This window comes from Bradyrhizobium sp. SZCCHNS1050, from assembly GCF_032484785.1.
Lineage (GTDB): Bacteria > Pseudomonadota > Alphaproteobacteria > Rhizobiales > Xanthobacteraceae > Bradyrhizobium.
In genome coordinates, this window is record NZ_JAUETR010000001.1 from 2,394,566 (window position 1) to 2,420,734 (window position 26,169).

Below are 26,169 nucleotides of genomic sequence, written 5' to 3' on the forward strand. Positions count from 1 at the left end.
ATGAGCAAAAAGAAGCGCTTTCTGGGAGCGCCTGCAGCGATCGCGCTGATCCTCATCTGCGTCATTGCCGGCAGCAACCTCTTCTTCCTCACCAATCTGCGCGAGAACGCGCTTCAGCACGCCGAGGAAGATCTCAGCCGCCATAGCCTCACGCTTGCCGAGAACGCCGACCGTTCGGTGAAGTCCGTCGACCTCGTGCTCACGAGCGTGCGCGACTACCTGGTGCGCGGCGGCGCCATCGACGCTGCGGCGTATCGCAAGGTCGCGTCAGACCATCAGACCCACCTCCTGCTCAAGGAAAAGATCGCGGGACTGCCGCAGATCGATGCGGTGACGCTGATCGACGCGCAAGGCAGGCTCCTGAACTTCTCGCGCTACTGGCCGATCCCGGACGTCAACATCGCCGACCGCGACTACTTCAAGGCGCTGAAGGCCGACCCTGCACCGCACACGTTCCTCAGCACGCCGGTTCAGAATCGCGGCGACGGCACCTGGAACATCTATTTTGCCCGCCGGCTCGACGATTCCAATGGCGAGTTCATGGGCATGATGCTCGGCGCCATGTCGGTGCCCTATCTGGAGAACTTCTTCGGCTCCACCGCGCAGGGTCTCGATGCCGCGGTGTCGCTGATCCGCGAGGACGGGACGCTGCTCGCGCATTTTCCGCCCACGAGCGAGATCGGCAGGCCGACCTCCGGCTTCGGTCAGCGCGCGCTGTCGGCCGGCGGCGTGCTGCGCGAGCCCTCCGCACGAACCGGCGAGATGCGCCTGCGGGCGGCAAAGATGCTGCCCAATTATCCCGCGATGATCGTGGTGTCGGTATTCGAGCACGACGTCCTGAAGGCCTGGCGCGACATGGCGACGCTTCTGGTCATCGTGTCGCTGGTGAGCGCGATGGCCGTGCTCGCGGCCGCGGTCCTGATCTCCCGCTGGTGGGAACGCCACGAGCACCTGATCGAGGCCGCCGAGGCCGCGAATGCGGCGAAGTCCACCTTCGTCGCGATGATGAGCCACGAGATCCGCACGCCGATGAACGCGGTGCTCGGCCTCGCCACGACGCTGCTGGAAACCAATCTCGATCCCGAGCAGCGCCGTTCGGTGGTGGCGATCCACAATGCCGGCGACAATCTGCTCGAGATCCTCAACGACATTCTCGACTTCTCCAAGCTCGAATCCGGCCAGCTCTCGCTCGAGGACATCGCGTTCTCCGCCGAGGCCCTGGTCCACAACACGCTCAGCATCATCGGGCCGCGGGCTTCCGCCAAGGACCTGAAGCTGAGGAGCGTCGGCGACCCGGCCGTGCCGCCGGCGCTGGTCGGCGACGCCGGCCGCATTCGCCAGATCCTGCTCAACCTGGTGTCCAACGCGGTCAAGTTCACCTCGTCCGGCGAAGTGGTCGTCACGACGCGCTGCATCGAGAAGCATGACGAGAAGGCGACCGTGGAATGGACGGTGACCGACACCGGCATCGGCATTGCCGCCGACAAGATCGGCTCGCTGTTCGCGAACTTCGTCCAGGCCGACAATTCGATCAGCCGCCGGTTCGGGGGCTCCGGACTCGGACTCGCGATCTGCAAGCGACTGATCGAGCAGATGGGGGGCGATATCAGGGTCACCTCGACGCTGGGCAGAGGGTCCACCTTCTCGTTTCGCCTGACGCTGCCGATTGCCGAGACCATCGCGGTGCCAGAGCAGAACGACGACGGCATCTACACCTCGCTGCAGAACCGGATCGCGGCGTTCGGCCGGCCGCTGCGCGTCCTCGTGGTGGACGACAATCCGACCAACCGCCTGGTCGCGACCAAGATGCTCAAGGATTTCGACATCCAGACCGACACGGCCTGCGACGGCGCCGAGGCCGTCACCGCCGCCAGCCGCTTCAACTACGACCTCATCCTGATGGACGTCCGCATGCCGGAGATGGACGGCTTCCAGGCGACCCGGATCATTCGCGCGCGAGGCGAGCGCCGCTCCAACGTGCCGATCATCGCCTTCACGGCGAACGCCTTCATGGAGGATATCCGAGCCTGCCGGGAAGCCGGGATGAACGATTTCGTCGTCAAGCCCGCCCGCAAGAAGGCGCTCGTGGAGGCCATCCTGCGCGTGCTGCCCCTGCCCGTTCCGGTGCCGGAAACCGCGGCGTCAGACGCCCCGCTGGTGCCGGCTCAGGCGGATGCCGCGGCCGCCGACATTGGCGCCGATACCGAAATTGCTCCCGAAGCTGCGCTGGACCGCGAAGCCTACGCCGAGCTGGTCGGCGAGATCGGAGACGAGGCGGCGCAGGAGATCCGCGACGTGTTCTTCAGCGAGACGGATGCGCGGCTGAAGCAGCTCCGCCAGCTGACGCTCGACGGCGAGCGCATCAAGATCGGCCGCGAGGCGCATTCGCTGAAGAGCGCAGCCGGAACCTTCGGGTACCGCCGGCTTGCAACCTACGCGCTGGCGCTGGAGAAGAGCGCACCACGCCTGTCCGCCAAGGAGTATGCCGAGCTGCTCGACAACATCGAGGCCGCCTACGCCGCCGCCCGCGCCCAGGAGCTGCAATATTGAAGCGGGGAGGCCGCAGGCCTCCCTGGCGCATGCCGATCCGCGCGACGTCCCCGCACGGCGCGCCGCGGCGACGAGGACGGGCTCCGACGATCGAGATGGCAAACGAGACGTTCACGAACGCGGATTCGCCGAACCTGACCTTCATAATCCCTTACAATGGGTTGACGCCGTACTTCTACGGCTCACGATTTTCACAATCAACTAATCATGAGCTGCGAGACTCGGGGTCACATAGGAGATGTGTCCCATGTTTACTTTTGAAACCGCCGACCAGAAGGAAGTCAGGCGTTTCCGAATTGCGCAGTTCAACGGCCGGACCGCGACCGTGAAATCCGGCGGATCGACGATCACCGGCCACGTCCGTTCAGTCATGGAAAAGGAAGCGAGCGTACCGCCGCGCTGGACCATTACGATCGTGCCGACGCCGCCCAAGGCGCAAGCGCCGCTGCGCCCGACCTCCCGGGTTCGTCCCTTCGCCGAGGATTATTTCTGACAGCACGGACATCCGCGTCCGCAATCAGCGCGTTCGACCGAGCCGGTCGGACGCCGATTGTCGTTGTCTGCATCGCAGGGCCCACCTCGAAGGCACGAGCGCGGCATTCGCGCTCGTTCGCCGTCATCCGATCTGATTGAGGAGTGCTGCGCGGACGAGTTCGGCGGTATTGCGCGCGCCAACCTTGCGCATGGCTTCGGCGCGATGGCTCTCGAAGGTGCGGGGGCTGATGCCCATGCGCAAGGCGCCCTCCTTGTTCGAGTGCCCCTCACTGATCAGCTTGAGGACCTCGTATTCGCGCGGGGTCAGCGACTTGCTGGCCCGGCCGGGTGGCCGCCCGGGCACCGCGCCCTCCTCGAGAGCCGGCGCCGCCCGTGACAGCGGTCCGAACTGCCCGTGCGCGCCGGACATCTGGTTGACCAGGGCGCAGATCCGCTCGGTCTGCAGCAACGCGTTGTCGACGACGAGCTGGACATGCCGGCGCTCGCCGGGCGTCCTGGCAATCTCGTCACTGCGCTGCTTGATTTCCTCCATGTAGAGCATCAGGGCGGTGAGCGAACCGTTCAGCTGACGCGCCAAAGCGAGCCTGCCCTGGTCGTCGTGACGTCCCATCGCGAGCGGCGCAGACATGCCGGAACGGGTCGCCAGGAGATCCGGGTCGTTAACCCCTTGGCCGCCCGGAGCAGGTGCGGCGTGAGCGTCGGAAAGGCTGTTGTTCAGCTGTGCCATGCCTCATTCTGACGCGAGGGCGGCTTTAACATGGTTAATTATGTCGTCCGTAGCAATACGGGATTGTTCCGGCAACTCGCGCAACCGTCGATCATTTCCCCAAAAAGTTGCAAGCTGCAATGGTTAAGCCGGGGCGTGATGCCACCCTTCAAGGAGACGTCCGCGGCGCGTGCGGCGGCGGCTGTCCACGATGCCGCGCATTACTACGATTGTTTACTGACATTAATTTCGCACCAACTGTTTCGTGCTTCCATGCGTTCCGTGCCCGTCCGTGGAGACGAGCGACCTTGAGATATAGCTGACAGCCTGACGCCAATGGGACCGGTCGACCGGATCTGGGAATTCCTGCAGCGGTTGTCACCGCTGACACGAAGCTGTCTGCTCAGCGAGCTCGAACGGCTGGAGCTGAGCGGCGTCGACATGCCGGGATCCGCCGACCTCCAGGCCCGGCTGCGCGCCGAGATCCGCAACAACAATGGCGCCGGCGGCCACCGCACCATCAATCCTTCGCGCTACTTCTTCATGCCGGTCGAGCAGCTTCTCATCGACGGTTCGCCGGAGCATGCCAATGAGGGCCGCATTGCCCGCGGCTCCCTCACGCCGATCTGGGAATGGATCTCGCGCGATCTGCTGCCGACCATGGCGCGCGACTATAATGCACAGATGAAGGACCTGATCGCGGCGGACAAGCAGCGCGAGATCCGCCAGACGGCGAGCGCGTTCCAGACCAAGGTGACGAAGTCGCTGGAAGGCACGTTGGCGCGCGCCGAGGGCATCGAGCAGGTCCGCAGCAAGCTGAAGGCCTATACGGCCTCGCCGTCGGTGTTCGACGATGTCGTCAAGCTGATGAAGGCGCTGCGCGCCCGCGAGGAACTCGCGAAGTTCGCCGATTCGCTGCCGGACCGGATCGCGGAGTTCGACGATCCGCAGGTGAAGAAGATGGTGCTGCTGCTCGATGCCCTGCGCAAGAGGCAGCCGGAAGCCGTGCCCTTTGCGTTGACGCTCGTCGCCAAGCGTCTGAAGGAGCCGTGGCAGGTGATGCGGCTGGCGACGAAGGCGGCGCGCTCGAAGAACATTGCCGACGTCATCGCGGCACCCTACGCGATGACCGTGCCGATGGTGCTCGACCAGTTGGAGGACAAGCGGCTCGCGCTCCGGATCGCGTTGAAGAACAACCGCGTCGTGACCGCCAAGGAAATCCTGACCAGCATCTATGACATCGAATATGCGATCCAGGTCCGCATCGATCGCATCGAGGACTCGGACTGGGGTACGCGCCTGAGCACCATCATGGCCAATACCGACAGAATGGTGCAGGCCGAGGTCAAGCGCTTCCCCGAAGAGGTCGGACACGTGCTCGGCTCGAACAGGCTGCGCAGCCATCGCTCGTTCGGCGGCCGCCTCACCTATTTCGCCTGGAAGGGCCGCGACGCGATCAAGACGGTGCTGCGGTCTGCAACCGGTTGACGGCGGCGCGTCGAGACGGCCTTCCGGCCATCCTATCCCTGGGCCATGCGTTCGCGCGCCGACTTGAAGCCCGCCACGAAGCGCGCCAGCGTGTCCGAGGTCTTGCCGCGCGGCAGCATCACTTCGATCAGCGAGAAGCGTCCGCGCCGATGCACTGCGCGCTCCAGCGCGGCGACGAGCTCGCTGCGGGTGGCGACGCGCTCGCCGGTGCCGCCGATGGAATTGGCGATGTCGGCATAGTGCCAGTCGTCGAGATCGTTGAACCGCGATTCCGGCTGGAACACACGCAGCATCTCCCAGCTGCAATTGTTGAACAGCACGACGATCGGATCGAGCCCGTAGCGGCGGCAGTTGCCGAGCTCCCATCCGGTCATCTGGAACGCGCCGTCGCCGACCAGGATCAGCGGACGAAGTCCGGTCGCGGCCACGCCGATGCCCGCCGGCACGCCGAAGCCCATCCCCGCGTAGTAGCCCGGCGCGGCCAGCGCGGTATTGTCGATCTCCATCGCGGTGAACAGGCAATCGCCGATATCGGAGGTCATCGGCATCCGGCCGTGGCGGTCGAACATGTCGTTGACCGCGGTCGCGATGTCCGAAGGCGCAATCGGCGCGCCATCGGCAGCGAGGCCGCGCGGATAGGCCGAGCGCTGCCGCGGCAGGCCGGGAGCTGCGGCCCGGGGTGCCGCGCGCTCGTCGAGCGCATCGATCAGATCGCCGAGCGGCATGTCGCGATAGGCGTGATGACCGATCTGCACCTCACGGCTGGCGGCCAGGATCATGCGGCGCGGGTCTGGCGCCCGGTTCGACAACGCGAAATTGGTATCCGACAGGATGACGCCCAGCATCAGCACGAGATCGGCATTCTCGACCAGCTCCGTGATCGCCGGATTGCCCGCGGCGCCGAGATAGGTGCCGGCGACGACATCGTCGGCCCTGTCGAGCAGGCCGCGGCCCATGAAGGTCGTCACCAGCGGGAGACCCAGCTTGCGCGCCAGCGCGGCGATCCTGTCCTCGACACCGTAGCGGCGGATTTCGACGTCGACGACGATCACGGGACGCTCTGCCTGCGCGATGCGGGCGAGGATCTCCTCGACGCATTCGTCGAGCGCCTCGCGGCTGGCCCGCCGCGGCGGCAGCGGCACCACCGGCTCGACCTCGGCATCGACCATGTCGCGCGGAAATTCGAGATACACCGGCAGCGACATCTCCTTCGCGCTGCGCAGCACGCGCGCAATCTGGGCCGGGGCGGTGGCCGGATCGCTCAGCACCGCCTGATCGCAGGTGATCTCCTTGAACACCGCGAGCTGCGTGTCGACGGTGCGGGCCTGGTGGTGCAGCAGAAAGCCGGAGACGCGCTCACGCGCGCCGGGCGCGCCCGCGATCACCACGACGGGCGAGCGTTCGGCATAGGCGCCGGCGACCGCGTTCACGACGTTGAAGGCGCCGGCGCCGTAGGTGACGACGGCGACGCCGAGGCCGCCATGATAGCGCGCGGCCGCATCCGCGGCGAAGCCGACCGCCGGCTCATGGCTCAGCGTGACGCTCGGCAGGATGTTGCTCTCCTCGATGACCTTGAACAGCGGCAGCACGAAGTCGCCGGGAATGCCGAAGATCTCGCGGGCGCCATGGTCCTTCAGGGCGGCGAGCAGCGCATGGGCAAGAGCAGGCATCCGGATCCCCTGAGCGTGGCGTGAGGTTCAGCCGGTGCTACACGATGAGGGGCGGACTGCCAACCGGCGGCCGTTCGATCTGCGAGCCGTCCCGTCTGGATCGCCCCGTCCAAACATCATGCTCGAGCGGCAAGGCCGGAGCTCACCCGCGCCACATCAGTTTGCCGTCAGCACCAGGGCGTGGGCGGATGGTGCGCCGCCATGCGGGACGGCCAGCGTAACCGTGAACAGGATGGCGACGACCATGATCATGCAGAGCTTCATCATGACCGTCCTGCGATCGGTGATCGGCAGGAACAGGAAGAACAGCAGCATCGCCGCCAGCGCGAGTTCGAAAACGTAAGACATGGATGACCTCCTCCGTTGCCAGGAGGATGGCGCATGCCGGAAGCCCAGACTGTGCGTGCCGTCACACCGGTCCCATAGACCACGCGAGCGAGTATCCCGGCCGCCGCAGCGGGACCATGCAACCCAATCGATTGCCACCTCTCAGCCGTCGAACAGCGCGGCTTCGGTGAAGGCGAGATCGCCGAGATGCGGCGGATGCGGACCTTTGGCATATTTGCGTCCGCGCTTGTCCGAGTACCAGCCGGCCAGCCCTGCGATGGGCCCATTGGCATCGAGCCGCACCAGCAGGCCGCCGCGCCGCAGCAGCAGCCAGCCGATGTTGCCGGCCAGCCGCACGAGGTCAGCGACATCCCGGCAATACAGCAGGCGATACACCGGCAGCGCATTCATCACCCGGTGCTTCTGAAACACGAACGGATACGCCGCATCGGCCTCGCGCGCGACGAGACCGAGACACCCCCATTGCGCATGCTGCCGCAACAGATCCGCCTCATCGGGAGAGAGCCCGTGCACATCGTCCTCGGAGAATTCTTCGATACGGACATCCGAGCGCGGTCGCGACAGGGCCAGCGCGGCGTAGACCTGTCCCTTGCAGTAGACCGAAAAGCCCTGAGCCTCGACCTGTGGCCAAGTGTGCGGGGCCGGCGTGATGTTGAAATAGGTCACCGTCTTGTCGCGCGTCGCCGCGCGCACCAGCATCGAGCTGAAGGCACGGAACGCCGGCTCGACATACCAGCTCGAGACATTGGCCCTGACGATCGGCTCACCGCCGATGTGGAGCTCGGAGAACAGCAGCAGGATCACGCCGACAGGCACCCCGGCTTGGTCGAGACAATAGCCGAATGCCGGATAGCCGGCCGGCCGCGGGCGCGCCGCGTGGCGTTCGAGTCCGCGCAACCAATAGGCCTCGCTGCGAAAGGCGAATCCGCGCGTCAGCAGTGCGGCGACCGCCGGCAGATCCGCCGCGCCGATCTCTCGGATGCGAACGCCGGTCACGGCCTGCGCGGGAGCCGGCCTGTCATTTGCAATCTCAGCCTTTTTGATTGGCTGCATTCCAGCATCACCCGAGAGAGATCCGGCGCGCCACCCATGGCGCGGCGGGATCGTCATGACGGCAATTATCGTAAAAAGCTTTGGCGGCAGTGAACCACGTCGTGCTGGCCTTACTTTTCAGTTAATGGAACATGCGAGCCACACCCGACAGGCTTCGATCAGCGCCGACATGATCTTCGCGATCCGAGCCGCCGCTCACGGCCGCGGCACGCGAAACATGTAGGTTTCATCGGCATTGAGGCCGTCGACGAAGAAACGTCCGGGCTTTGCCTCGATCCGGCGCCGCAGCCCATCCCAGCCCCAGACCTCGAGGCTGCGCGTCCCTGCGGGCAGCTCGAGCTCGACCGCGCGGCCCGGCCGCTCGGTCCAGCCGGCAATGTTCTGCCACACGATCAAATCGGCATCCGATCCGCGCAGCGTGTACAGCGCCAGCCGCCGGTCGATGGACACGATCCTCATGTGACCGGCGAGCTGCAGCACCGTCTTCACCACGAGGCTGCGCGCCTCCGGGGTCCAGGGATCCTTGCCCGTCGCCATCGCATAGGCCAGGCCGTCGACATCGGGCGTGTCGCCAAGATTCCAAGGAAACGCCAGCATGGACACCGGCATGCTGCCATCCTTGCCAACCACCGCAAGCTGGTCCCACATCGCATTGAGAAACAATCTCGCCGCGTCCGTATCGCTGTCCCACGCGCCGGCGCGCGCGACGTTGAACTCGGTTGCGTAGAAGTTGATGTCGCGGCTCAGCCCCATCGCCTGCTTGATACGGTCGAAGCAGGTCTGCACCGAGAACTCGCGGCCGCGGGTCATCGGATACCATTTATCATTGTAGTAGGTATGCAGGTCGATGCCGTCGAGACGGCCGTCCTCGAGCAGATCGGCGATCGCCGGACCGTAGCCGCGCAACGTCGCGTCGCCATGCGAGTTGCAGGTGGCAAAGCCGCCGGGAACGACCCGCAGCTTGGGGTCGACGCTGTGAACACCGTCGGCAAGCCCGGCCAGCGCGTCGTGATAGTCCTGGCGCGGGATCGTGGCCTGCACATCGGGCTCGTTGATGGCGGTGAAGACGGTAGCACCCCAATCGGGAATACCGTTTTCGCGGCCCCATTCGCCGCCGGGGCGGAAACGTCTCGCCATCGCCTGCCCAGCCGCGAACCAGTCCTGATAGGACCCGATCGGCTGCGGCGGAGCCAGGCTCTGATAGCTGCCTTCATACTCCAGCAGGATCAGCGGCATGATACCGTTCTTGTGCGCCTCCAGCATCGCGGCATCGAAATCGTGCGGCGTCGGTACCCGCGCCAACGTCCGCCAGCCGTAGGAATCCATTCGGCCCATCCTGGCACCGACGCCGTGCAGTGCCTGATAGATCTGCGCGCTCTTGCCGGCCAGATGCGTGACCAAATTGCCGCCGCCGATGCGCTCGTCGATCCGCAGCGCCGAGGCGTTCGTTTCGCCGGCGTGGACAGCGCTTAGCCATGGCGACGTGACAAACGTTAACAGGGCTGTGCTAATGACCAGCAGATTGGAACGAAGTCGCAATGTCTGATCCCTTAGATTTCCGCTATGACGTTTGAGATCGTCCAGGTCGTTCAAGAGATAAGCAATGCCGGCGGCGTGGAAACAGTCGCTATCGAGCTGGCGCGCGTTTTCGGCCGGAATGGTTTATCGAACATCGTGCTTGCGAGCACCGTCGCGGACAATCTCGAACACACGATCCGAGTCGAGCGCGTTGCGCCATGGCTGGCGCGGATTCCGACTCGCGGACTGTTCCGGCACATCGGCCGCGCCATTGTCGTGCCGCTGTTCACGCTGGCCGCGACACGGGCGCTGGCGCGTCACCCCGACGCCGTCGTCATCAGCCACGGCGACAGCCTCAAGGGTGACGTGCTGATCGTGCATGCCGTCAATGCGCAGAGCCTCGCCGAGAAACGCGCCGCCGGCAGTCGGCGCTGGATGCTCAACCCTATGCATCTGTGGGTCGCGCTGCGCGACCGGTTCATGATCGGAGGCCTGCGGTATCGGGCGTTCGTGGCGGTGTCCTCCCGCGTCACCGCGGAGCTGCAGCGCTTCTTCCGCGTGCCGGCCGCCCGCATCCACGTCATCTCCAACGGCATTGATCTCGCGCGCTTCAAGCGCGACGCCGTCGGCGGCCAGGCGATCCGGCGTGAGTTCGGCATCCCGGAGAACGCGCGCCTGCTGCTGTTCGTCGGCCACGAATTCAACCGCAAGGGACTGGCGCATGCGATCGGCGCGCTCGATCGGCTCGGCAACGACGTCTGGCTGCTGGTCGTCGGCTCGGACAATCCCGCGCCCTACCGCAGACTGACGCGCAACGCCCAGCAACGACTGATCTTCGCCGGCCCACGCTCGGACCTGCCGGCGCTGTACTCGGCGGCCGATGCCTTCGTGCTCCCCACGAGTTATGAGACCTTCTCGCTGGTCTGCATGGAGGCCATGGCCTGCGGGGTGCCGGTGTTCGCAACGCCGGTCGGCGGCATCGAGGACTATCTGCGCGACGGCGTCAACGGCTTCCGCATTTCAGCAGACGCCGATGACATCGCGGCCAAGCTCGCGGCCGTCTTCGCCGACCCCGCACTGATGCGCCGGCTGCAGGACGGCGCCCAGGCGACCGCGCAGATCTATGGCTGGGACCAGATCGGGCTGCAATACATCGAACTGCTCAAGCAGATCGATGCCGCCAAGCGCCAGTCCGGCCGCGCAGCGATGGCGCTGCCGGTGAAGGCCTAGCTAATTCGTCTGCAGCCGCTGTGGGCGGGCGAGGCCGGATGCGGTTCTCGACTGATGCGCCGCGCGGCATGCCGTTTCAATCGCCGCCGCGACCGCATCATAGGTGAAGCGCCGAAGCACGTTCGCACGGGCCGCCTCACTGCGAACAGCGAGCTCCGCCCGCTGGCCGCTGAGCTCATCGATGAGCCGACACAGGCTGCCGGGATCCTGCTCCGGCACGATCCAGCCGCCGTCGCCGACGACATCCGGAATCGCTCCGCAGGTCGATCCGATCACCGGGATGGCGCAGGCCTGGGCCTCGATGATCACCCGGCCGAACTGCTCGCGCACCGCGTCCGTGGTTCGCGTCAGCAGCAGCAATGCGTCCAGGCGGCGCAGAAAAGCCGCGACTGCAGCGGATGAAGCCCAGCCCTGGATGGTGACGCGCCCGCCCAAACCAAGTTCGGCCACGCGCCGGCGCAGATGCGGCTCGTGCGGACCTTCGCCCATGATGCTCAGCGTCGCCACCGACTTGCTGCGCGCGAGCGCTTCGAGCGCATCGTCGAGGCCCTTCTCGACCACCAGCCGGCCGACATAGCCGAGCCGCAGCGGCGAGCCGGCCGTCGCATTCGATCGATCATCCGCCGGCATGAAGGTCGCGAGATCGACACCATAGCCGATCGGCGTCACCGGACCCGTGTAGCCGCACGCCCTCACGACCTCAGTCGCATCGGGACTGCGCGACAGGATGTGGGCGGTGCGGCCGAGGACGAATTTGCGGATCGCCTCGAATGGTGGCGGCAGCCGTTTCAGGATGTTCTGGTCGACCTCGAGCACGAGCGCCGCACGGCCGCGCAGCATCTGCGCCTGCAGCGCGACGATGCTCCAGGGCTCTTCCCAAAGGTGAATCACGTCGGGATCGAGCTCGCGCAGCAGGCGGCGCAGCGCCGGATAGAAGTGCAGGTACCATTTCATCGGACCCGCGTCCGGGAGTCGGATCGGGAGCCGATGGATGGGAAAGGCTTCGTTGGAGTGAGCCGCGGTGATGGTGCGGCCGAATTCCTTCCACACCTCGGGCGTCACGAGATGCAGATCGACGTCGGGCCGGGACGCGAGATGGCGGTAGCGCAGCCGGCCGGCCTCGCTGCTGGTGGCCGGATGCGCAATCGAGACGATTCGCAAGCGCCCCCTGCTAGACACGGCCCATCACCTTCGCTGCAGTCCCGCTGAAGCCCGTGAGATGCAGCTCCATCGCCGCAAGCGTACGATGCGCGCCATTCATGGTGTTGCGCGGAATCGAGAACGCATCCTGCCCTGCTTTGACAAGGCCCTTGCGCGTGGTCGCGGCACTGGCGAATCCGGCCTGCCGCGCCAGCGCAAAGTCCCGCGGTCCGCAATCGGCGGCGCGCCCGTAAGGAAACGCGAAGTGCCGGACGTCGATGCCGAGCCGCTCGTTCAATCGCAGCCGCGCGCCGGCCAGCTCGCGAAGGGCGTCTTCGGAAGACAGCGACGAGATGCGCGCATGCGAGACGGTGTGGGCTCCGATCTCGATGAGCGGATCCCCCGCCAGCACTTCCAGCATGTCCCAGGAGATCGCATGCTTCCAGTGCATTGCCTCGATGTCGATGGCGTTGGCGGCACAGAACGCGGCGTAACGATCCGCCGCCTGCGGGCCATCCCAGCGCGAGGCGATCTGCGCGAACACCGCGCGGCGCTGCTCGGCGCTCGACGGCGCGATCCGCTCATCGTCGACCGTGACATGGCCCCTGTGCAGCAGCGCATCCTCCAAGCCAGCGCCCCACAGCGGCAAGGTGCCGTCGGGAATGCCGGTCGTCACGAACAGCGTCACCGGCACCTTGCGCCTGCGGAACACCGGCACAAGCAGATCGAACGTATCGCGGTAGCAGTCGTCGATCGAGAAGTTGACGTAGCGGCCGGACGGCTCGGCGCTTGCCGTCCGGCGCAGCGCCTCGCTGATCGTCACGACATCCCAACCCTGGTCGAGGACATAGCCGAGGAAGCGATCGAGAAAGTCGGCATCGACGTAGAAGTCGCGATTGGGCAGACGCTCCCACTGCTCTGCCGGCGCGGTGCGATGGAACGTCAAACAGCAGCCGCGCGGGCCGAGCACACGATCGATCACTTTGGCGACGGGAAGGACGAAGGCGCCGGATGCCATCATCGCTTTGGCAGCAGCGAGGGCCAGCAGGGTCAACTCAGCTCTCCCTTCATCTTGAACGTACGACGAACATGACGGAGCGCCGTGCCGACCACGGCCGGCAGCAGGATGCCGATCGCGAAGGCCAGGCAGAGGAGATACGCCAATCCGCCGGCGAACAGGCGCGGCAGCAGGCCCGGCACGGAGGTCTGAATCATCAGGCCGAGCACGACCATCAATGCGGTCGGCAGCAGGGCCAGGCCGATCACGAGCAGGAGCTTTCGCGCATCACCGAGCACGAACACCACGCCCGACAGCAGCACGAGGCTGCGGATCGCTTCGCCGATGCCGAGCAACTGCATGCCGGCCGCCGGCGACGGATCGAACAGCGGCATCAGCAGGTTGAAGCCCATGTTGGCGAGATAGGCCGAGACGATGATGACCGCAGCGACGCCGTTGCGCCCCGCGCCATTGAGCAGACGGATCAGGATCCAGCCGAGGGTCGCGGCCCAGACGCCGCAGGCGATGCCCTTGAGCGCATGCGAGGTCAGCAGCAGGGCCTCGTCGCCGAACGCGCCGCGGAAATAGATCAGGCGGACGATGTCGGTCGAGAAGACCAGCAGGAACGCCGAGGCCGGCAAGGTCAGCGCGAGCAGCGGCCGCAGCAGCGCCTCGGTCTGCGCACGCGGATCGCGTGGGGCATGCTGCGACAGCACCGCCATGCCGAGCGGTTGGCTGATCAGCAGCAGCGCGCTCTCGGTCAGCGAGCGCGCGTAGTCCAGCGACGCGACGGCGCCGGTCGTCAGCCGCGATGCCGTGAAGCGCTCGATCCAGACATTGCCCTGCTCGGCCAACGGCAACGCCAGCAGGACGCGCAGCCGGCGGAAGAATTCGATACCCTTGTCGATCACCATGCCGGCGGTCAGGCCGGAGACGCTCAGCGCGCCCTCGCGCCACAGCGTGAACAGACCCCAGGCGGCGAGGCCATTGAAGGCGACGGTGAAGGCGCAGGCGAGCATGTAAGCGTCGCCGGTCAGCACCAGCAGGCCGATGCCGCCGATCACCGCGACGTTGAGCAGGCTGGCACGGACATTGGTCAGCCGCGTGCGGCCGAGCGCGATCTCGCCGGCGGCAAGCACATTGAGCACCGCCGACGCCGGCATGCCGAACGCCATCATGCGCACGAAGTGCAAGGTCAGCTCGCGCCCCTCCGCCGAGAAGCCGCCGACGACGGCGTTCACCCAGAGCTCACCGAGCAGCAGGATGATCGCGGTCACCAGGCTCGAGACGACGGCAATGACGATCGTCAGCGCACCGAGGCTACGCGCGGCATCCGGCCGCTGCAGCGCCTCGCGATGCATCGGGATCATGATCGCCGGCACGCTCTCGTTCTGCAGGAACGCAAGCGGGATGAGCACGGCCGCCATGGCGGCCCGGAATCCGTCGGCGATGAGCGAGGCGCCGAGCACATGCGCCATCAACACTTCGCGGCCGAAGCCGAGCATCTTGCTCGCCAGCGCACCGCTGATCAGCAGCGCACTGAAGCGCTTGAGCGAAGGACCGGAGGCGCTCATGCGGCATCCTCCGACACGGCCGGCGGCCCTTTCCATCGCGCAGGGACTTGTCCGTCCTCGAGCAGTTTCGACCACGACGGCACCGGCGCGAGAATGGCGAACGGCGGATCGCAGTCCGCGACGAGATCGACCATACGCCGCTCGGAGGACGGGGCAGGTGTGACGATCGTGCTCACACCGCCGCTCCCGCACCGACATTGCGGATCAGCAGCCCGATCGAGTCCAGCATGCGTGCAAGACTGTAATGGGTGCGCGCGCGGCGCGACGCGTAGTCGAGCTGGGGCGCGAGGAACTCGGGTTGAGCCAGCACCGCGTCCAGAGCCTCGGACAGCGCACGCGCGTCACCAGGCGGCACGAGCAGGCCGGCCCGGCCATGTTCGAGGATGTCCGGCGCAGCGCCGGCGTCAGTGGCAATCACCGGCACGCCGGCGAGCATCGCTTCGACCAGGGTGCGGCCGAACGGCTCGGGATCGATCGACGGATGCACCATCGCGTCCACCGCCTGCATCAGCAGCGGCACGTCGCTGCGATGCCCAAGGAAGTGAACGCGATCGCCGAGGCAAAGCTCCGTGACCAGCCGTCTCAGCTCAGCCGCGTAGTCCTGCTCGCCGAACAACGCGTCGCCAACGATGATACCGTGCACGTCCGGCAATTCGGCCAGCGCCTCGATCAGAACGTGCTGCCCCTTCCACCGCGCGAGCCGGCTGAACACGCCGACCAGCGGTCCCGACGGCAGGCCGAGCCGTTGCCTCAGCTCCTCGCGCGACACGGGCACGGGTTCGACGGCGAGACCATTGGGCACGACCTCGACGAGCGAGCGTCGACCTCCGGCCTCGATGAAGGCGGCTGCGGCAGCTTCGGAGGGGACGACGACCTTCGCCGCGAAGCGGTTGGCGAGGAAGATCTGCATGCGACGCTGCAGCGCGCCGAAATGAGCCGGGCTGATGATGTCGTGCAGATGCCAGATCAACGGCCGCCGTGCCGCGATGTTGGCGATGGCCGACAGGACAAAGGCCTTCTGCGAATTGGCATAGAGGACGTCATGCTTGCGTGCGACATGCGCGAGCTCCGCGGTGATCGCCGCGAGTCTGCCGAACAGCGGCAGCGCCTCGAGCCACGAACTGTCACGTCTGAACTGCCCCAGGCCGTGGCCCCGGCGCGACGTGACGACCGACATCCCGCGCTCAGCCAGCACCTGGCCGAGCGGGCCCGGCTCGAACAGGAACACCGACGAATCCTTGCGGCCCTGGACGACATCGAGCAGGATCAACTCGGCGCCGCCGATCTGCCCGGTGTGATCGACGAACAGGACACGCTCGGTCGACATCACCCGGCTCCGGCGTAGGCCGCCACGGGCGCGGTCTGGACCACAGGCGCGCTGCGGTGCTCGACGTCGGTCATGGTGACGACGATGCCGACATCGCGGGCTCCGAGTGCCCTGCTCCTGCTCACCGTCGCGACCGCCGGCTCGATCAACGACCGGTCACTGCGCACGCAGACGATCGCCCAGTCCGTACCGGCAAGGAAGTCGTTCCGTTGCGACGGCAATGGTGTGTCGACGATCACGGCATCATAGCCATCGAGACCAGCGAGGAGACGGTCGAGGCTGATCGCGTCGAGAATGTCGCCGACCGGACCGGTCGCCTCACCAACCGGCAGCACGTCGAGCGAGGGATGCGCGGTGGGCAGAACCATATCCCGGAGCGGCGTCCCGCGCTCCAGCGCGCCGAGCCATCCGGGGCTTGCCGGCAGCGCCATGATCTCTGCAAAGGCGGGATGCGAGACGTCGCACTCGACGACCAGCACGCGCCAGCCTGCGGCCGCGAGGTGCTCTGCCAGCGCACAGGTCGTGGTCGTCTTGCCATCTGCTGCATCGGGAGAGGTCACGACGATGCGCTGCGATCGGCCGGACCGCTTCAAACCGAGTTCGTGGACGAGATCATGCAGCGTGTGCTGAAAATCAGTGTCCTCGGAGGCGAGGCGCAAGACGCGCGGGATCGCCAGCGGTTGGTGGCCTTGCAGGATCGCGCCGAGCGCCGACATCTCACGCAGGCTCTTCAGGCGCGGCAGGCAGGCCAGGATCGAAACGTCGGCGACGCTCGGGAGATGAGACCTTCGTTCGGGCGCTGCCGGTGGCGTCGCCGCTTGCGGTGCGGTCACACGCTCGGGCAATTCAGGGACGATGGCCGGAGCTTCGTCGACAGCGGGCGCCTCGACCTGCTCGGCCGGCGCTTCGGGGGTGACGGGCAAGGGCGGCCTGATCAGGCGCGCGCCGAGCTTGTCGGCGAGCAGCGCAGCGCCGACACCGAAGATCAACGCGAGCGTCATGCCAGCGGCGAGGAACGGGATCTTCTTCGGGAAGAACGGCTTGCTCGGCAGCTCAGCGAGGCTGACGAGACGCGTGCTGCCGCGCAGGACACGCCGTTCGGTCTCGAGCTCGCTCGCCTTCTTGTAGAGCTCGGCATATTGCTGCCGCTTGATCTCGGTGTCGCGCACCATGCTCTCGATGGAGGCCTCGTCCAGCGTGGCCGAGCCGGCCTCCGCCTTCGCCGTCTCCATCTGCTTCTTCAGCGAGTTCACCAGCGCGGTGTTGGCGTCGTACGTCTTCTGCGCGCTCGCCGCGATGCTCTGCATCTCGGCGACCAGCCGCTGCTGGATGATCGCCTGCTCGCGCGTCAGCGCCAGGATCGAGGGGTGCTTCGGCCCGAGCACACCGGCCGCACTGGCGAGCTGCGCGCTCACGGTCGTCAGTTGCTGCTTGAGGTCGGCGATGGTGCGGCTCTGCAGCACCGACGGGGCGTCGGTCGGCCCGCGCTCCTGCTCCGACTTGATCTCCTGCAGCCGCGCCGCGGCGTCGGCGCGCGCGGCCTCCGCCTGCGACAGCTGCTGGCCGATGCTGGTCAGCCGCTCCGAGGAGATCGGCGCATTGGCGCCACGCATCAGGCCCTTGGTGCGGCGGAACTTCTGGATCTTGTCGTCGGCCTCGCGCAGTTGCTGGTCGAGCTGCTTCAATTCCTTCCAGAGCCAGGAGCTCGCGACCTCGCGGCTGTTGGCGCCTTCGGTGCGCTGGTCCTCGAGAAAGGTCTGCGTCAACGCGTTGGCGAGCGTCTTCGCAGCCTCGGGACTGCTCGACTGATAGGAGATGTTGATGACGCGCGAGCGGCCGGCCGAAGCAACGCTGAAGCGACTGTCGACGTGATCGATGAACGCGCCCGGATCGGTCTTGAGGCGCTGGCACGCATCGCCCGAACCCATGAGACGGCCGCGCTCGCATTCGCCGACCACGGCGTCGACCACGCCGGGCGACGACATGATCTGACGCAGCAGGCGCGGCGAGCGAATAACCAGGAGCTGGCTTTCCATGTCGGCGGGATCGCCGATCTTCTGCGCCCACGCCGCCGAGGTGTTGGCACCCGGCTCCTGCTCGGCGATGATCACGGAAGCGGTGGCGAGATAGCGCACCGGCAGCAGCACGAGCGCGGCCACGGCAAGCGCGAGAACGGCGCCGGCCACGATGGCGAACACGCCGCGGCGGCGCCAGATCCGGGCGACGGCGTCAATGCCGGACAAGGCCTCGCCGAGAGCCGCCTGCCTCATGATCTGCACCCGTACCACATCCAATATTACGCAATCAGCCGCGTCGCGCGGCCCTGATGTCCCGCACGGAAACTGTCGATCTCCTCGTTGACCGCCGCGACGAACTGGCTGCGGAAACGCTCGGCCGAGAAGAAGCCGGCGCGCTGGCGGCAGTCGAGCCGCGAGATCGATTTCTCCTTGGCCACGAACGATCGCACGCAGGCCGCGATCGCCTCGGGCTCGGGCGAGCCGAAGAACATGCCGGTCGGCCGCGGCCCCGTGGTGAGGATCGACTCGCGTGCACCGCCGCGGCCGAGCGCCAGCACCGGTGCGCCTTCGGACTGCGCCTCGACCGGGATGATGCCGAAATCCTCTTCCGCCGCAAACACGAAGGCGCGGGCGGTTGTCATGAGGTCACGCAGCTGCTTGTCGGGCACGAAGCCGGCGAACTTGACGTTCGGCCCCGCGATCGACTTCAGCCGCGCGGCTTCCGGACCGTCGCCGGCCACGACCAGCTCGAGGTCCGGCATGGTGTTGAAGGCGCGCACGATCGGCTCGATGCGCTTGTAGGGCACGAGCCGGCTCGCGGCGAGGAAGTGGCTGCCGACCGGCAGGATCGCATCGCGCTGCGCGATGGTCACCGGCGGATAGATCACCTTGGCGTCGCGGCCGTAGATCTTCTTGATGCGGCGGGCGACGAACTGCGAATTGGTAAAGATGGCGTCGGGACCGTGCGCGGTGCGCGCATCCCAGATCCGCATCTTGTGCAACAAGGCGCGAGCGATCAGGCCCTTGACGCCGGTGGCGTAGCCGCTCTCCTGCAGATACTGGTGCTGCAGATCCCAGGCATAGCGCATCGGCGAATGCACATAGGCGATGTGCAGCTGCTCCGGCCCGGTCAGAACGCCCTTCGCCACCGCGCAGCTGGAGGAGATTACCAGGTCGTAGCTCGACAGATCGAGCTGCTCGATCGCGAGCGGCATCAGCGGCAGATAGGAGCGGTGATACTTCCGCAAGAGCGGCATCTTCTGCAGGAAGCTGGTGTGCGACTTCTCGAATCCCAGCTTGGCGCGGTCCTCGGGACGCAGCAGGTCGAACAGCGTGAAGACGTCGGCGCCGGGATAGCAGCGCAGGATCTCCTGAAGGACCTTCTCGGCGCCGCCAAGAACGTAAAGCCAATCGTGGACGATCGCGACGCGCACCGCACTCTCCCAATTCCCGGGGTATTTAATAAAACCCTTAAGGGAGGCGTTCACGCGCACAAACCCAATCCTAAACTTCTAGTTAATCGCCCTTGTCGTCCGACCCGTCGAATCCGCTGCTATCGGGTAAGGATCGATTAAGGATATGCCAGCCGCATTGCGTCTCATGCCGTGACATGGTGTGCCGGACCAGAACGCGAAACGAGGCCATGGTCCCGCTTCGGCACACTCCGGCACGATAGGCCGCCTTGCTTAACAGGCCCTTGCGGATCGCAACGCCTGCGCGAATGCAGCCATGCATGGCGACGGCCGCGACGACACGCCGCGGCCTGATCGTTAGCGCATTCCGCCGCACGCGAACGTGATCGCGCGCCGCCTCAGCCGGCGATGGCGAGCTGCTCGATCGCGTAGCCGTGGCGGATGGCGCGGTTCAGCACGGGATCGACCAGCTCGAAGTCGAAGCGGTCGGCGGGGCGGATGCCGCCCCTGGCGGCAAAGGTGCCGCCGAACATCGCGGTGCCCTCGGGCAGGCCGGCGTCACCATAGCGGCGCGCGATCAGGTCGAAAGGCGCCAGCATGCCGCTCAGCGCACCCTCCTGATACAGCACACGCTCGCCGTCGATGGTCGCGTAGGCGCGCAGCATCAATTGGTCCCAATGCGCGGCGAGGTCGTCGACCAGCCACAGCTCGGGCGCCACCGGCTTGTCGCACATCTGCTTGGAGACGGTGATGTTGTAGGTCTCGACCTTGCGGTCGGTATGATCGGAGCCGACGCCGACGAACAGCCTTCCGCCCGCTTGCACCAGCACGAACTCGACCTCGCCGGAGGAGTCGCCGCCGCTGACCTCGATGCTGTCCGACGTCGTCAGCCGGCTGGCCGCGACCTCGTAATAGATCGGCGTCGTCGCCGGCCGGGGAATGCCGAGCTCTTCCAGTTCGGCGATGTGCTTGTCGCGGGCGACCGGATCGCGCCCGGTCCAGCCGGCGATGACGAGGCGGCTCAGCGTGATCCGCTGCCGCGTCGCCGCACCATCCGCGTGAACCAGGAAATCGATCGTCGCACCGCTCATCGTCTCATTGCCTCTTGCTGACCAGCCCGCCGCTTAGCCGTCCGGCCGCACGCTGGCAAGGCGCCCGGCCGTTCACTCCTGCTCGGCCTTCTCCGCCTCGTGGTCCTCCTTGAGATGCCGCTTGCGGATCTGGTGGGTCGTGAACCAGATCAGCGCGATCGCGGCCGGCACGAAGGCGGCGGTAGCCAGCGTCGGCTCGACCGGCAGGCCGGTGTCATGCGCGCCCTTGGCGAGATAGCCGAACAGGCTGACGACGTAATAGCCGATCGCGGCCACCGACAGCCCCTCGACCGTGCTCTGCAGGCGCAGCTGCAGCTTGGTGCGCTCGTTCATCGAGCGCAGGAGATCGCGGTTCTGCTGCTCCAGCTCGACATTGACGCGGGTGCGCAGCAGGTCGGCGGCGCGCGCCAGCTTGAGCGACAGGTTCGACTGCCGTCCTTCCAGCGCGTTGCAGGTGCGCATCGCCGGCGCGGTGCGCCGCGCCAGGAACGACGACCAGCTCGAATACGGCGCGACCGGCTCACCCTCGATCACCGTCAGACGGGCCTGCACCAGGTCGTAATAGGCGCGGCTCGCGCCGAACCGGAACAGGCTGCCGGTGGCGCCGCGCTCCAGCAGCGCCTCGAGCTCGGTCAGCTCGCGCAGCAGGTGGTTGTTGAGCTTGAACGACTGCGCGCCTTGCATCTCCGCGAGCACCTCGACCAGCCGCCGCTCGATGCGGTCGACGTCCGGCGCCAGCGCCAACGCAGCCGGCAGGCCGAGCAGCGCCAAAGTGCGGTAGGTCTCGAGCTCCAGCACGCGCTGCACCAGCGCCCCGAGCCGCTCCGGCGTCGGACCGTCGGCGCAGACCAGGATGCGGGTGAAGCCGTCGTCGTCGAGGCGGAAGTCGGAGGCGACCGCGCCGGCGCTGCCCTTGATCGTCACGATGGCGAGGCTGCTCTTGTCGAAGATCTCCTCCGCGCGCGCCACCGGATCGGGCGCATTCTCGACCTCGAGCTTGACCGCGACCAGCAGCTCGCCGGCCTGCGGCAGCGCCGCGATCAGCGCCTGCAGCTCGGGCGCGATGGCCCCGAAGCGGCGCGGGCCTGAGTCCGCGGGCGGGCTCCAGATCCAGGTGAGGGTGGCGAATTCCGAATGCTGCTCGAAGCGCAGCCTGACAGGGCCGAGATCGACCTGGTGATGCTTGACGCCCGGCTCCGGCGGCGGCGCACCGCGCTGCGCGCAAAACGCGGCGAGGCTGGCGCGGTCGGTCGTGGCGCTGTCGCCTTTCGCCATGAAGGCGAAGCGGATCACCAGCACCGGCTGCGTCAGCGGCGTGAACGGCCGCGCATGCACCTCGTTCAGCACGCTCTCGCGCAGGGCATGCGGCGTGAAGGCGGACTTGTCGAGCGACGTCATCGGGAGAGTCCGCGCGTGAGAGCGACACCTGACGCAGACGATCGCGCTGCGCCTGAATTGATCACCCCCGTCATGCCGTGCATCCCCCTGACTTCCATTGTCGTCCGGCCGGCCAACGCGCCGCCGGCGTGTGACACCAGTGTAGCGCAATTCGATGACGGCGCCACGGCTGCGGCGACATTGTGCGCGCTGGCGGCTCTCTCAGCGCCACGGCAACTCGATCATGATGCACGCAGACACACCAACACCTCCCGCGGAGCGATCGCGCCCGAGATTGATCTCATCAAAACCCTCCGGAAATGCCGAGGGCGCAGGGAAGGCCGGACCTCGACTGAGGCCCGTGGCCCCCGTGCGGAAAAATTGCACGGGGCAGGAACCACAGGTTCAGCCGGACAGACCCGGCCCTCCCTGCGCGATGGGTTTAACGTCTGCTCCGAGCTCTCCCCGGGGACCGGCTTGTTTGCCCCCGTCGCCTGATGACACGTCATGTCATCCAGACTTGGCGCCAGCATCGGGGCGCCAGGACCACACGGCTTGAACGTCCGCGAGCTGCCAATCGTCCAGCGCATCAGCACCTGACAACACTCGCGGCCACCGCTCCCCGCCTCAACGTATCGTGACGACGCGTACGCCCCTCTGCATGAGGACGGGATGAAGGGAGTAGAGCATGATTTCGGAAAAATAGCAAGGAAGAATTTTGACGAGATGGGCTGGCCGAGGATGATGCGGGGCGACCGCATTTCGGGAAGATCGTGCCTGTCTCTTTCCTCATCGTCATGGCCGAGCTCGTCCCGGCCATCCTCGTCGTTCGTCGGGGAGAGACGTGGATGCCCGGAACAAGCCCGGCATGACGGGCAACCGATCTGCGCGCTTCAGCGTCGCAACGACCCATTTCGTTGCGAGCAATGGCGCCGATATAGTTGGGCTTGACCAAGCCACGCCAATTGCCGATCGGCACTGCACGATCAACCGCAGCGCCCCGCATGCCAGACGCCGCCGGAGGTTGGCTCTGATACGTGAATGCGTGCCAGGTGAAAGCCCCGGGTTCCGCAGCCCCGATCCGCGACCCATGCAATTGTCACGGTGGGCGTGGTAGATCATAACAGATTGGCCCTTTGCCATCGCTCGATGGTCCCTCGCCCATCAGATCCCATTTGCATCAAAGCCCTCACAGGACTCCCATGACAACCCTCTCCTCGATCGTTGCGCGCGGTGTCGCGCTGGTTGGCAATGCGGCGCTGCAGTGGCGCAAATTGCAGGGGGAGACGCCGCAGCCGGCCTGGGGCGCGCAGCCGCAGATTCCCCTGGCGAAGCCGCAGGGCCTGCTGCCGACCTTGAAGATGCCGACGGCGCGCGGCTGGCGCGACGGCGAAAAGCCGGTGGCGGCGGCGGGGCTGAAGGTGAATGCGTTCGCCACCGGGCTCGATCATCCGCGCTGGATCTATGTGATGCCGGACAAGTCGGTGCTGATCGCCGAGGCGACGCAGATTCCGAGCCCGGTGCGCAACATGTTCGGCTATGCGATGCAGGCGACGATGCGCCGCGCCGCAGCGCTGGGCGTCAGCGCCAACCGCATCACAAGGCTGGTCGATGCCGACGGCGACGGAAAGGCCGAGCGCCGCAACGCCTTCATGGAGAATCTCAGCCAGCCGTTCGGCATGGCGCTGGTCCGCGACACCTTCTATGTCGGCAACACCGACGGCATCGTCGCCTTCCCGTACAGCGCGGGCGCCGAGCGCATCACCGCGCAGGGCAAGCGTCTCACCACGTTCAAGCCGGGCGGACACTGGACGCGCAGCCTGCTGGTCAGCCCCGACGGCAGCAAGGTCTATGCCGGCGTCGGCTCGCTCACCAACATCGCCGAACTTGGCTTCGAGGTCGAGGAGGGCCGCGCCTGCATCTATGAGCTGGACATCGCAAGCGGCGCGAGCCGCATCTTCGCATCAGGCCTGCGCAATGCGGTGGGGCTGGCGTTCGAGCCGTCGACAAAGGTGCTGTGGACCGTCGTCAACGAGCGCGACGGGCTCGGCGACGAGACGCCGCCGGATTACCTCACCTCGGTGCGCGAGGGCGGCTTCTATGGCTGGCCCTATTGCTACTGGGGCAGGACGGTCGACGACCGCGTGCCGCAGGATCCGGCCCTGGTCGCGACCGCGCTGACGCCGGACTACGCGCTCGGCGGCCACACCGCCTCGCTCGGGCTGTGCTGGCTGCCCGCGGGCACCCTGCCCGGCTTCCCCCAGGGCATGGTGATCGGCCAGCACGGCTCGTGGAACCGCAGCAAGCTGTCCGGCTACAAGGTCGTGTTCATCCCGTTCGAGAACGGCAAGCCGTCCGGCCCGGCGCGCGACATCCTCTCCGGCTTCCTGGCGCCCGACGAGAGCTTCTCCTATGGCCGCCCGGTCGGCGTGACGCTCGGCCCGGACGGCTCGCTGCTGGTGGCCGACGACGTCGGCAACTGCATCTGGCGCGTGACGGGCGCGTGAGGCAGCAGGCTGCGACGATCGAGGCGGCGCGCGGCCTCGATCGTGCCTGCAACTGTCATCTTCAATCGTGGCCGTAGTACTGGCGGTTGCAGTAGCGGCGGCCGGCTTCGTGCTTGGCCGCGCGCTGGGCCGGGGTGGCGTTTGCCGGCATCAGGAAGTTGCCGCTCGCGAACAGTTGCAGGCAGTTGATGTAGTTCTTGTTTCCCAGCCATTCCCAGCCGGCAGACGCCGGCGATGTCGATGCGGATGCGAGCAGGCCCGCGCCGGCGACGATGGCGGCGGCGAAAAGACGAATGCTGGACGTCATGACCTTGTCCCTCGTTGCTTGCGGCTGCCCCTGCAGCCCATGCGAGGATCATGACGGTCAGGGCGCGCTGCTTCCGTGATGGTCCGCACAGAGAGGGGTGATGCCGCATGAACGGCGCCGCGGCGCTCGGCCGCGGAACAAGCATCACGCCCGCGACGTTGTCCGGCACAGCGACAGGAGAGTTTCATGGCCGACAACGTCAATCCCGAGCAGAATCAGCCGGGCGAGCATCACGAAGGCAAGTTCCACTACAATCCAGGCAACCAGGCTGGCAAGACGGTCGAGGTCGGCAAGCCGGAGAACGAGCAGGTCAACAACAAGGACCGCATCGAGAACCGCGAGAAACCGCAGTCGCGGTGAGGCGGACACCATTTTAGTTTTTCGTCATGCCCGGGCTTGACCCGGGCATCCATCTTCTGAAGCACCGAGGAGATGGATGGCCGGGTCAAGCCCGGCCATGACGGCGGAGAGAGGGCGGCCCGCCCTACTCCTCCAGCAGAAACGCCAGCGCCTCGTCGCACGGCGCTTCCACCTTCAGCGACAAGAGGTCATCCGCGCGGGTGCGGCCGAGATTGACGGCGGCGATGGGGATGTTGCGGTCCGCGGCGGCGCGGACGAAGCGGAAGCCGGAATAGACCATCAGCGAGGTGCCGACGACGAGCATGGCGTCGGCCTGCTCGACATGCTCGCGCGCGGTGGCGACGACCTCGCGCGGGACGGTTTCGCCGAAGAACACGACGTCGGGCTTGAGGATGCCGCCGCAGGCGCGACAGGCCGGCACATTGAAGTCCGCGAAATCGACGCCGTCGAGATCTGCATCGCCATCGGGCGCGGCGGCCGCATCATGCGCCAGCCAGCGCGGATTGGCGCCGGCCAGTTCGTCCTGAAAGTCGGCCCGCGACAGCACGGCGCCGCATCCCAGGCAGCGGACGCGATCGAGCCGGCCGTGCAGATCGATGACGTTGCTGGTCCCGGCGGCCTGGTGCAGCCGGTCGACATTCTGCGTCACCAGCAGCGAGCTCTTGCCCTGCGCCTCCAGCCGCGCCAGCGCATGATGCGCGCCGTTCGGCTGGGCGCGGCCGAACCGCCGCCAGCCGACCATGCTGCGCGCCCAATAGCGGCGGCGCGTATCGTCGCTGCCGACGAAGGCCTGATAGGTCACCGGCGGCGTGCGCTTCCACTGCCCGTCGGTGTCGCGATAGTCGGGAATGCCGGAGTTGGTGCTGCAGCCGGCGCCGGTGAGCACGACGATGCGGTGGTGATTATCGAGAAAGGATTTCAGCGCGGTGGGATCAGCCATGGCGCAGATGTAGTCGCCGGAACCGGCCTGCGCCAGTCCGCCACACCCCGGCCGGATCGCA

Annotated in this window: 22 protein-coding genes; 6 read left to right on the forward strand and 16 right to left on the reverse strand. The window is 66.7% G+C overall.

Annotated features, from left to right (window positions below; genetic code table 11):
- Both QX094_RS10840 and QX094_RS10845 read left to right on the forward strand, forming a co-directional pair.
- The gene (locus tag QX094_RS10840) at positions 1-2,550 is read left to right on the forward strand and encodes a hybrid sensor histidine kinase/response regulator (RefSeq protein WP_316173315.1); all 2,550 of its coding nucleotides are present in this window, start codon (positions 1-3) and stop codon (positions 2,548-2,550) included.
- Positions 2,551-2,797: 247 nt separating this feature from the next.
- Entirely contained in the window at positions 2,798-3,043 is a 246-nt protein-coding gene (locus QX094_RS10845) for a hypothetical protein (protein WP_006614403.1), read from the forward strand.
- A gap of 123 nt (positions 3,044-3,166) precedes the next feature.
- Here the strand turns inward: QX094_RS10845 and QX094_RS10850 are convergent, their stop codons facing one another.
- Positions 3,167-3,772, reverse strand: a complete 606-nt coding sequence (locus QX094_RS10850) for a helix-turn-helix transcriptional regulator (protein WP_315825808.1) — start codon at positions 3,770-3,772, stop codon at positions 3,167-3,169.
- 315 nt (positions 3,773-4,087) lie between these two features.
- On the opposite strand from QX094_RS10850, the gene QX094_RS10855 reads away from it, so the two are divergent.
- The gene (locus QX094_RS10855; protein ID WP_315750707.1) at positions 4,088-5,239 is read left to right on the forward strand and encodes a hypothetical protein; all 1,152 of its coding nucleotides are present in this window, start codon (positions 4,088-4,090) and stop codon (positions 5,237-5,239) included.
- 32 nt (positions 5,240-5,271) lie between these two features.
- Here the strand turns inward: QX094_RS10855 and ipdC are convergent, their stop codons facing one another.
- From ipdC to QX094_RS10875, 4 genes are all read right to left on the reverse strand, one after another.
- Positions 5,272-6,909 (reverse strand): indolepyruvate/phenylpyruvate decarboxylase, encoded by a 1,638-nt coding sequence (gene ipdC, locus QX094_RS10860; protein ID WP_315715990.1) that lies wholly within the window; start codon positions 6,907-6,909, stop codon positions 5,272-5,274.
- A 156-nt stretch (positions 6,910-7,065) separates the two neighbouring features.
- Positions 7,066-7,257 (reverse strand): hypothetical protein, encoded by a 192-nt coding sequence (locus tag QX094_RS10865; RefSeq protein ID WP_315715989.1) that lies wholly within the window; start codon positions 7,255-7,257, stop codon positions 7,066-7,068.
- Between the two features lie 141 nt (positions 7,258-7,398).
- Positions 7,399-8,310 (reverse strand): acyl-CoA acyltransferase, encoded by a 912-nt coding sequence (locus tag QX094_RS10870; RefSeq protein ID WP_316173317.1) that lies wholly within the window; start codon positions 8,308-8,310, stop codon positions 7,399-7,401.
- 195 nt (positions 8,311-8,505) lie between these two features.
- The gene (locus tag QX094_RS10875; protein ID WP_316187916.1) at positions 8,506-9,711 is read right to left on the reverse strand and encodes a hypothetical protein; all 1,206 of its coding nucleotides are present in this window, start codon (positions 9,709-9,711) and stop codon (positions 8,506-8,508) included.
- 162 nt (positions 9,712-9,873) lie between these two features.
- Here QX094_RS10875 and QX094_RS10880 point away from each other — a divergent pair, with 162 nt between their 5' ends.
- On the forward strand, positions 9,874-11,058 hold the full coding sequence (locus QX094_RS10880) for a glycosyltransferase family 4 protein (RefSeq protein ID WP_316169913.1): 1,185 nt from the start codon (positions 9,874-9,876) through the stop codon (positions 11,056-11,058).
- Here QX094_RS10880 and QX094_RS10885 read toward each other — a convergent pair whose 3' ends face one another.
- The 9 genes from QX094_RS10885 to QX094_RS10925 form a co-directional block, all read right to left on the reverse strand.
- Positions 11,059-12,237, reverse strand: a complete 1,179-nt coding sequence (locus QX094_RS10885) for a glycosyltransferase (protein ID WP_316173318.1) — start codon at positions 12,235-12,237, stop codon at positions 11,059-11,061.
- On the reverse strand, positions 12,230-13,252 hold the full coding sequence (locus tag QX094_RS10890) for a polysaccharide deacetylase family protein (protein WP_316173320.1): 1,023 nt from the start codon (positions 13,250-13,252) through the stop codon (positions 12,230-12,232). The genes QX094_RS10885 and QX094_RS10890 overlap by 8 nt, the downstream gene beginning before the upstream one ends.
- Entirely contained in the window at positions 13,249-14,769 is a 1,521-nt protein-coding gene (locus QX094_RS10895) for a lipid II flippase MurJ (protein WP_316187917.1), read from the reverse strand. The genes QX094_RS10890 and QX094_RS10895 overlap by 4 nt, the downstream gene beginning before the upstream one ends.
- Positions 14,766-14,945, reverse strand: coding sequence for a hypothetical protein (locus QX094_RS10900; RefSeq protein ID WP_315750695.1), 180 nt, complete (start codon positions 14,943-14,945; stop codon positions 14,766-14,768). Before QX094_RS10900 ends, QX094_RS10895 begins: the two co-directional genes overlap by 4 nt.
- Complete coding sequence (locus QX094_RS10905; RefSeq protein ID WP_316187918.1) at positions 14,942-16,099, reverse strand: glycosyltransferase family 4 protein; 1,158 nt, start codon at positions 16,097-16,099, stop codon at positions 14,942-14,944. The genes QX094_RS10900 and QX094_RS10905 overlap by 4 nt, the downstream gene beginning before the upstream one ends.
- Entirely contained in the window at positions 16,096-18,366 is a 2,271-nt protein-coding gene (locus tag QX094_RS10910) for an exopolysaccharide transport family protein (RefSeq protein WP_316187919.1), read from the reverse strand. The genes QX094_RS10905 and QX094_RS10910 overlap by 4 nt, the downstream gene beginning before the upstream one ends.
- Positions 18,367-18,392: 26 nt before the next feature.
- Complete coding sequence (locus QX094_RS10915; protein WP_316187920.1) at positions 18,393-19,547, reverse strand: glycosyltransferase; 1,155 nt, start codon at positions 19,545-19,547, stop codon at positions 18,393-18,395.
- A 377-nt stretch (positions 19,548-19,924) separates the two neighbouring features.
- Positions 19,925-20,617 (reverse strand): DUF2848 domain-containing protein, encoded by a 693-nt coding sequence (locus QX094_RS10920; RefSeq protein WP_316187921.1) that lies wholly within the window; start codon positions 20,615-20,617, stop codon positions 19,925-19,927.
- A gap of 72 nt (positions 20,618-20,689) precedes the next feature.
- Positions 20,690-22,015 carry a DUF3422 domain-containing protein gene (locus QX094_RS10925; RefSeq protein ID WP_316187922.1) on the reverse strand — a complete coding sequence of 442 codons (1,326 nt, stop codon included), beginning with the start codon at positions 22,013-22,015 and terminating at the stop codon, positions 20,690-20,692.
- 1,181 nt (positions 22,016-23,196) lie between these two features.
- Between QX094_RS10925 and QX094_RS10930 the strand changes: the two genes are divergently transcribed.
- Positions 23,197-24,501 (forward strand): sorbosone dehydrogenase family protein, encoded by a 1,305-nt coding sequence (locus QX094_RS10930; RefSeq protein ID WP_316173330.1) that lies wholly within the window; start codon positions 23,197-23,199, stop codon positions 24,499-24,501.
- Positions 24,502-24,562: 61 nt separating this feature from the next.
- Here the strand turns inward: QX094_RS10930 and QX094_RS10935 are convergent, their stop codons facing one another.
- A complete protein-coding gene (locus tag QX094_RS10935; protein ID WP_315750682.1) occupies positions 24,563-24,808 on the reverse strand; it encodes a hypothetical protein in 246 nt (81 codons plus the stop codon).
- A 186-nt stretch (positions 24,809-24,994) separates the two neighbouring features.
- Between QX094_RS10935 and QX094_RS10940 the strand changes: the two genes are divergently transcribed.
- A complete protein-coding gene (locus QX094_RS10940; RefSeq protein ID WP_316173331.1) occupies positions 24,995-25,168 on the forward strand; it encodes a hypothetical protein in 174 nt (57 codons plus the stop codon).
- Positions 25,169-25,292: 124 nt separating this feature from the next.
- Here the strand turns inward: QX094_RS10940 and QX094_RS10945 are convergent, their stop codons facing one another.
- Positions 25,293-26,108 (reverse strand): NAD-dependent protein deacetylase, encoded by an 816-nt coding sequence (locus QX094_RS10945; RefSeq protein ID WP_315716187.1) that lies wholly within the window; start codon positions 26,106-26,108, stop codon positions 25,293-25,295.
- Positions 26,109-26,169: the final 61 nt, after the last annotated feature.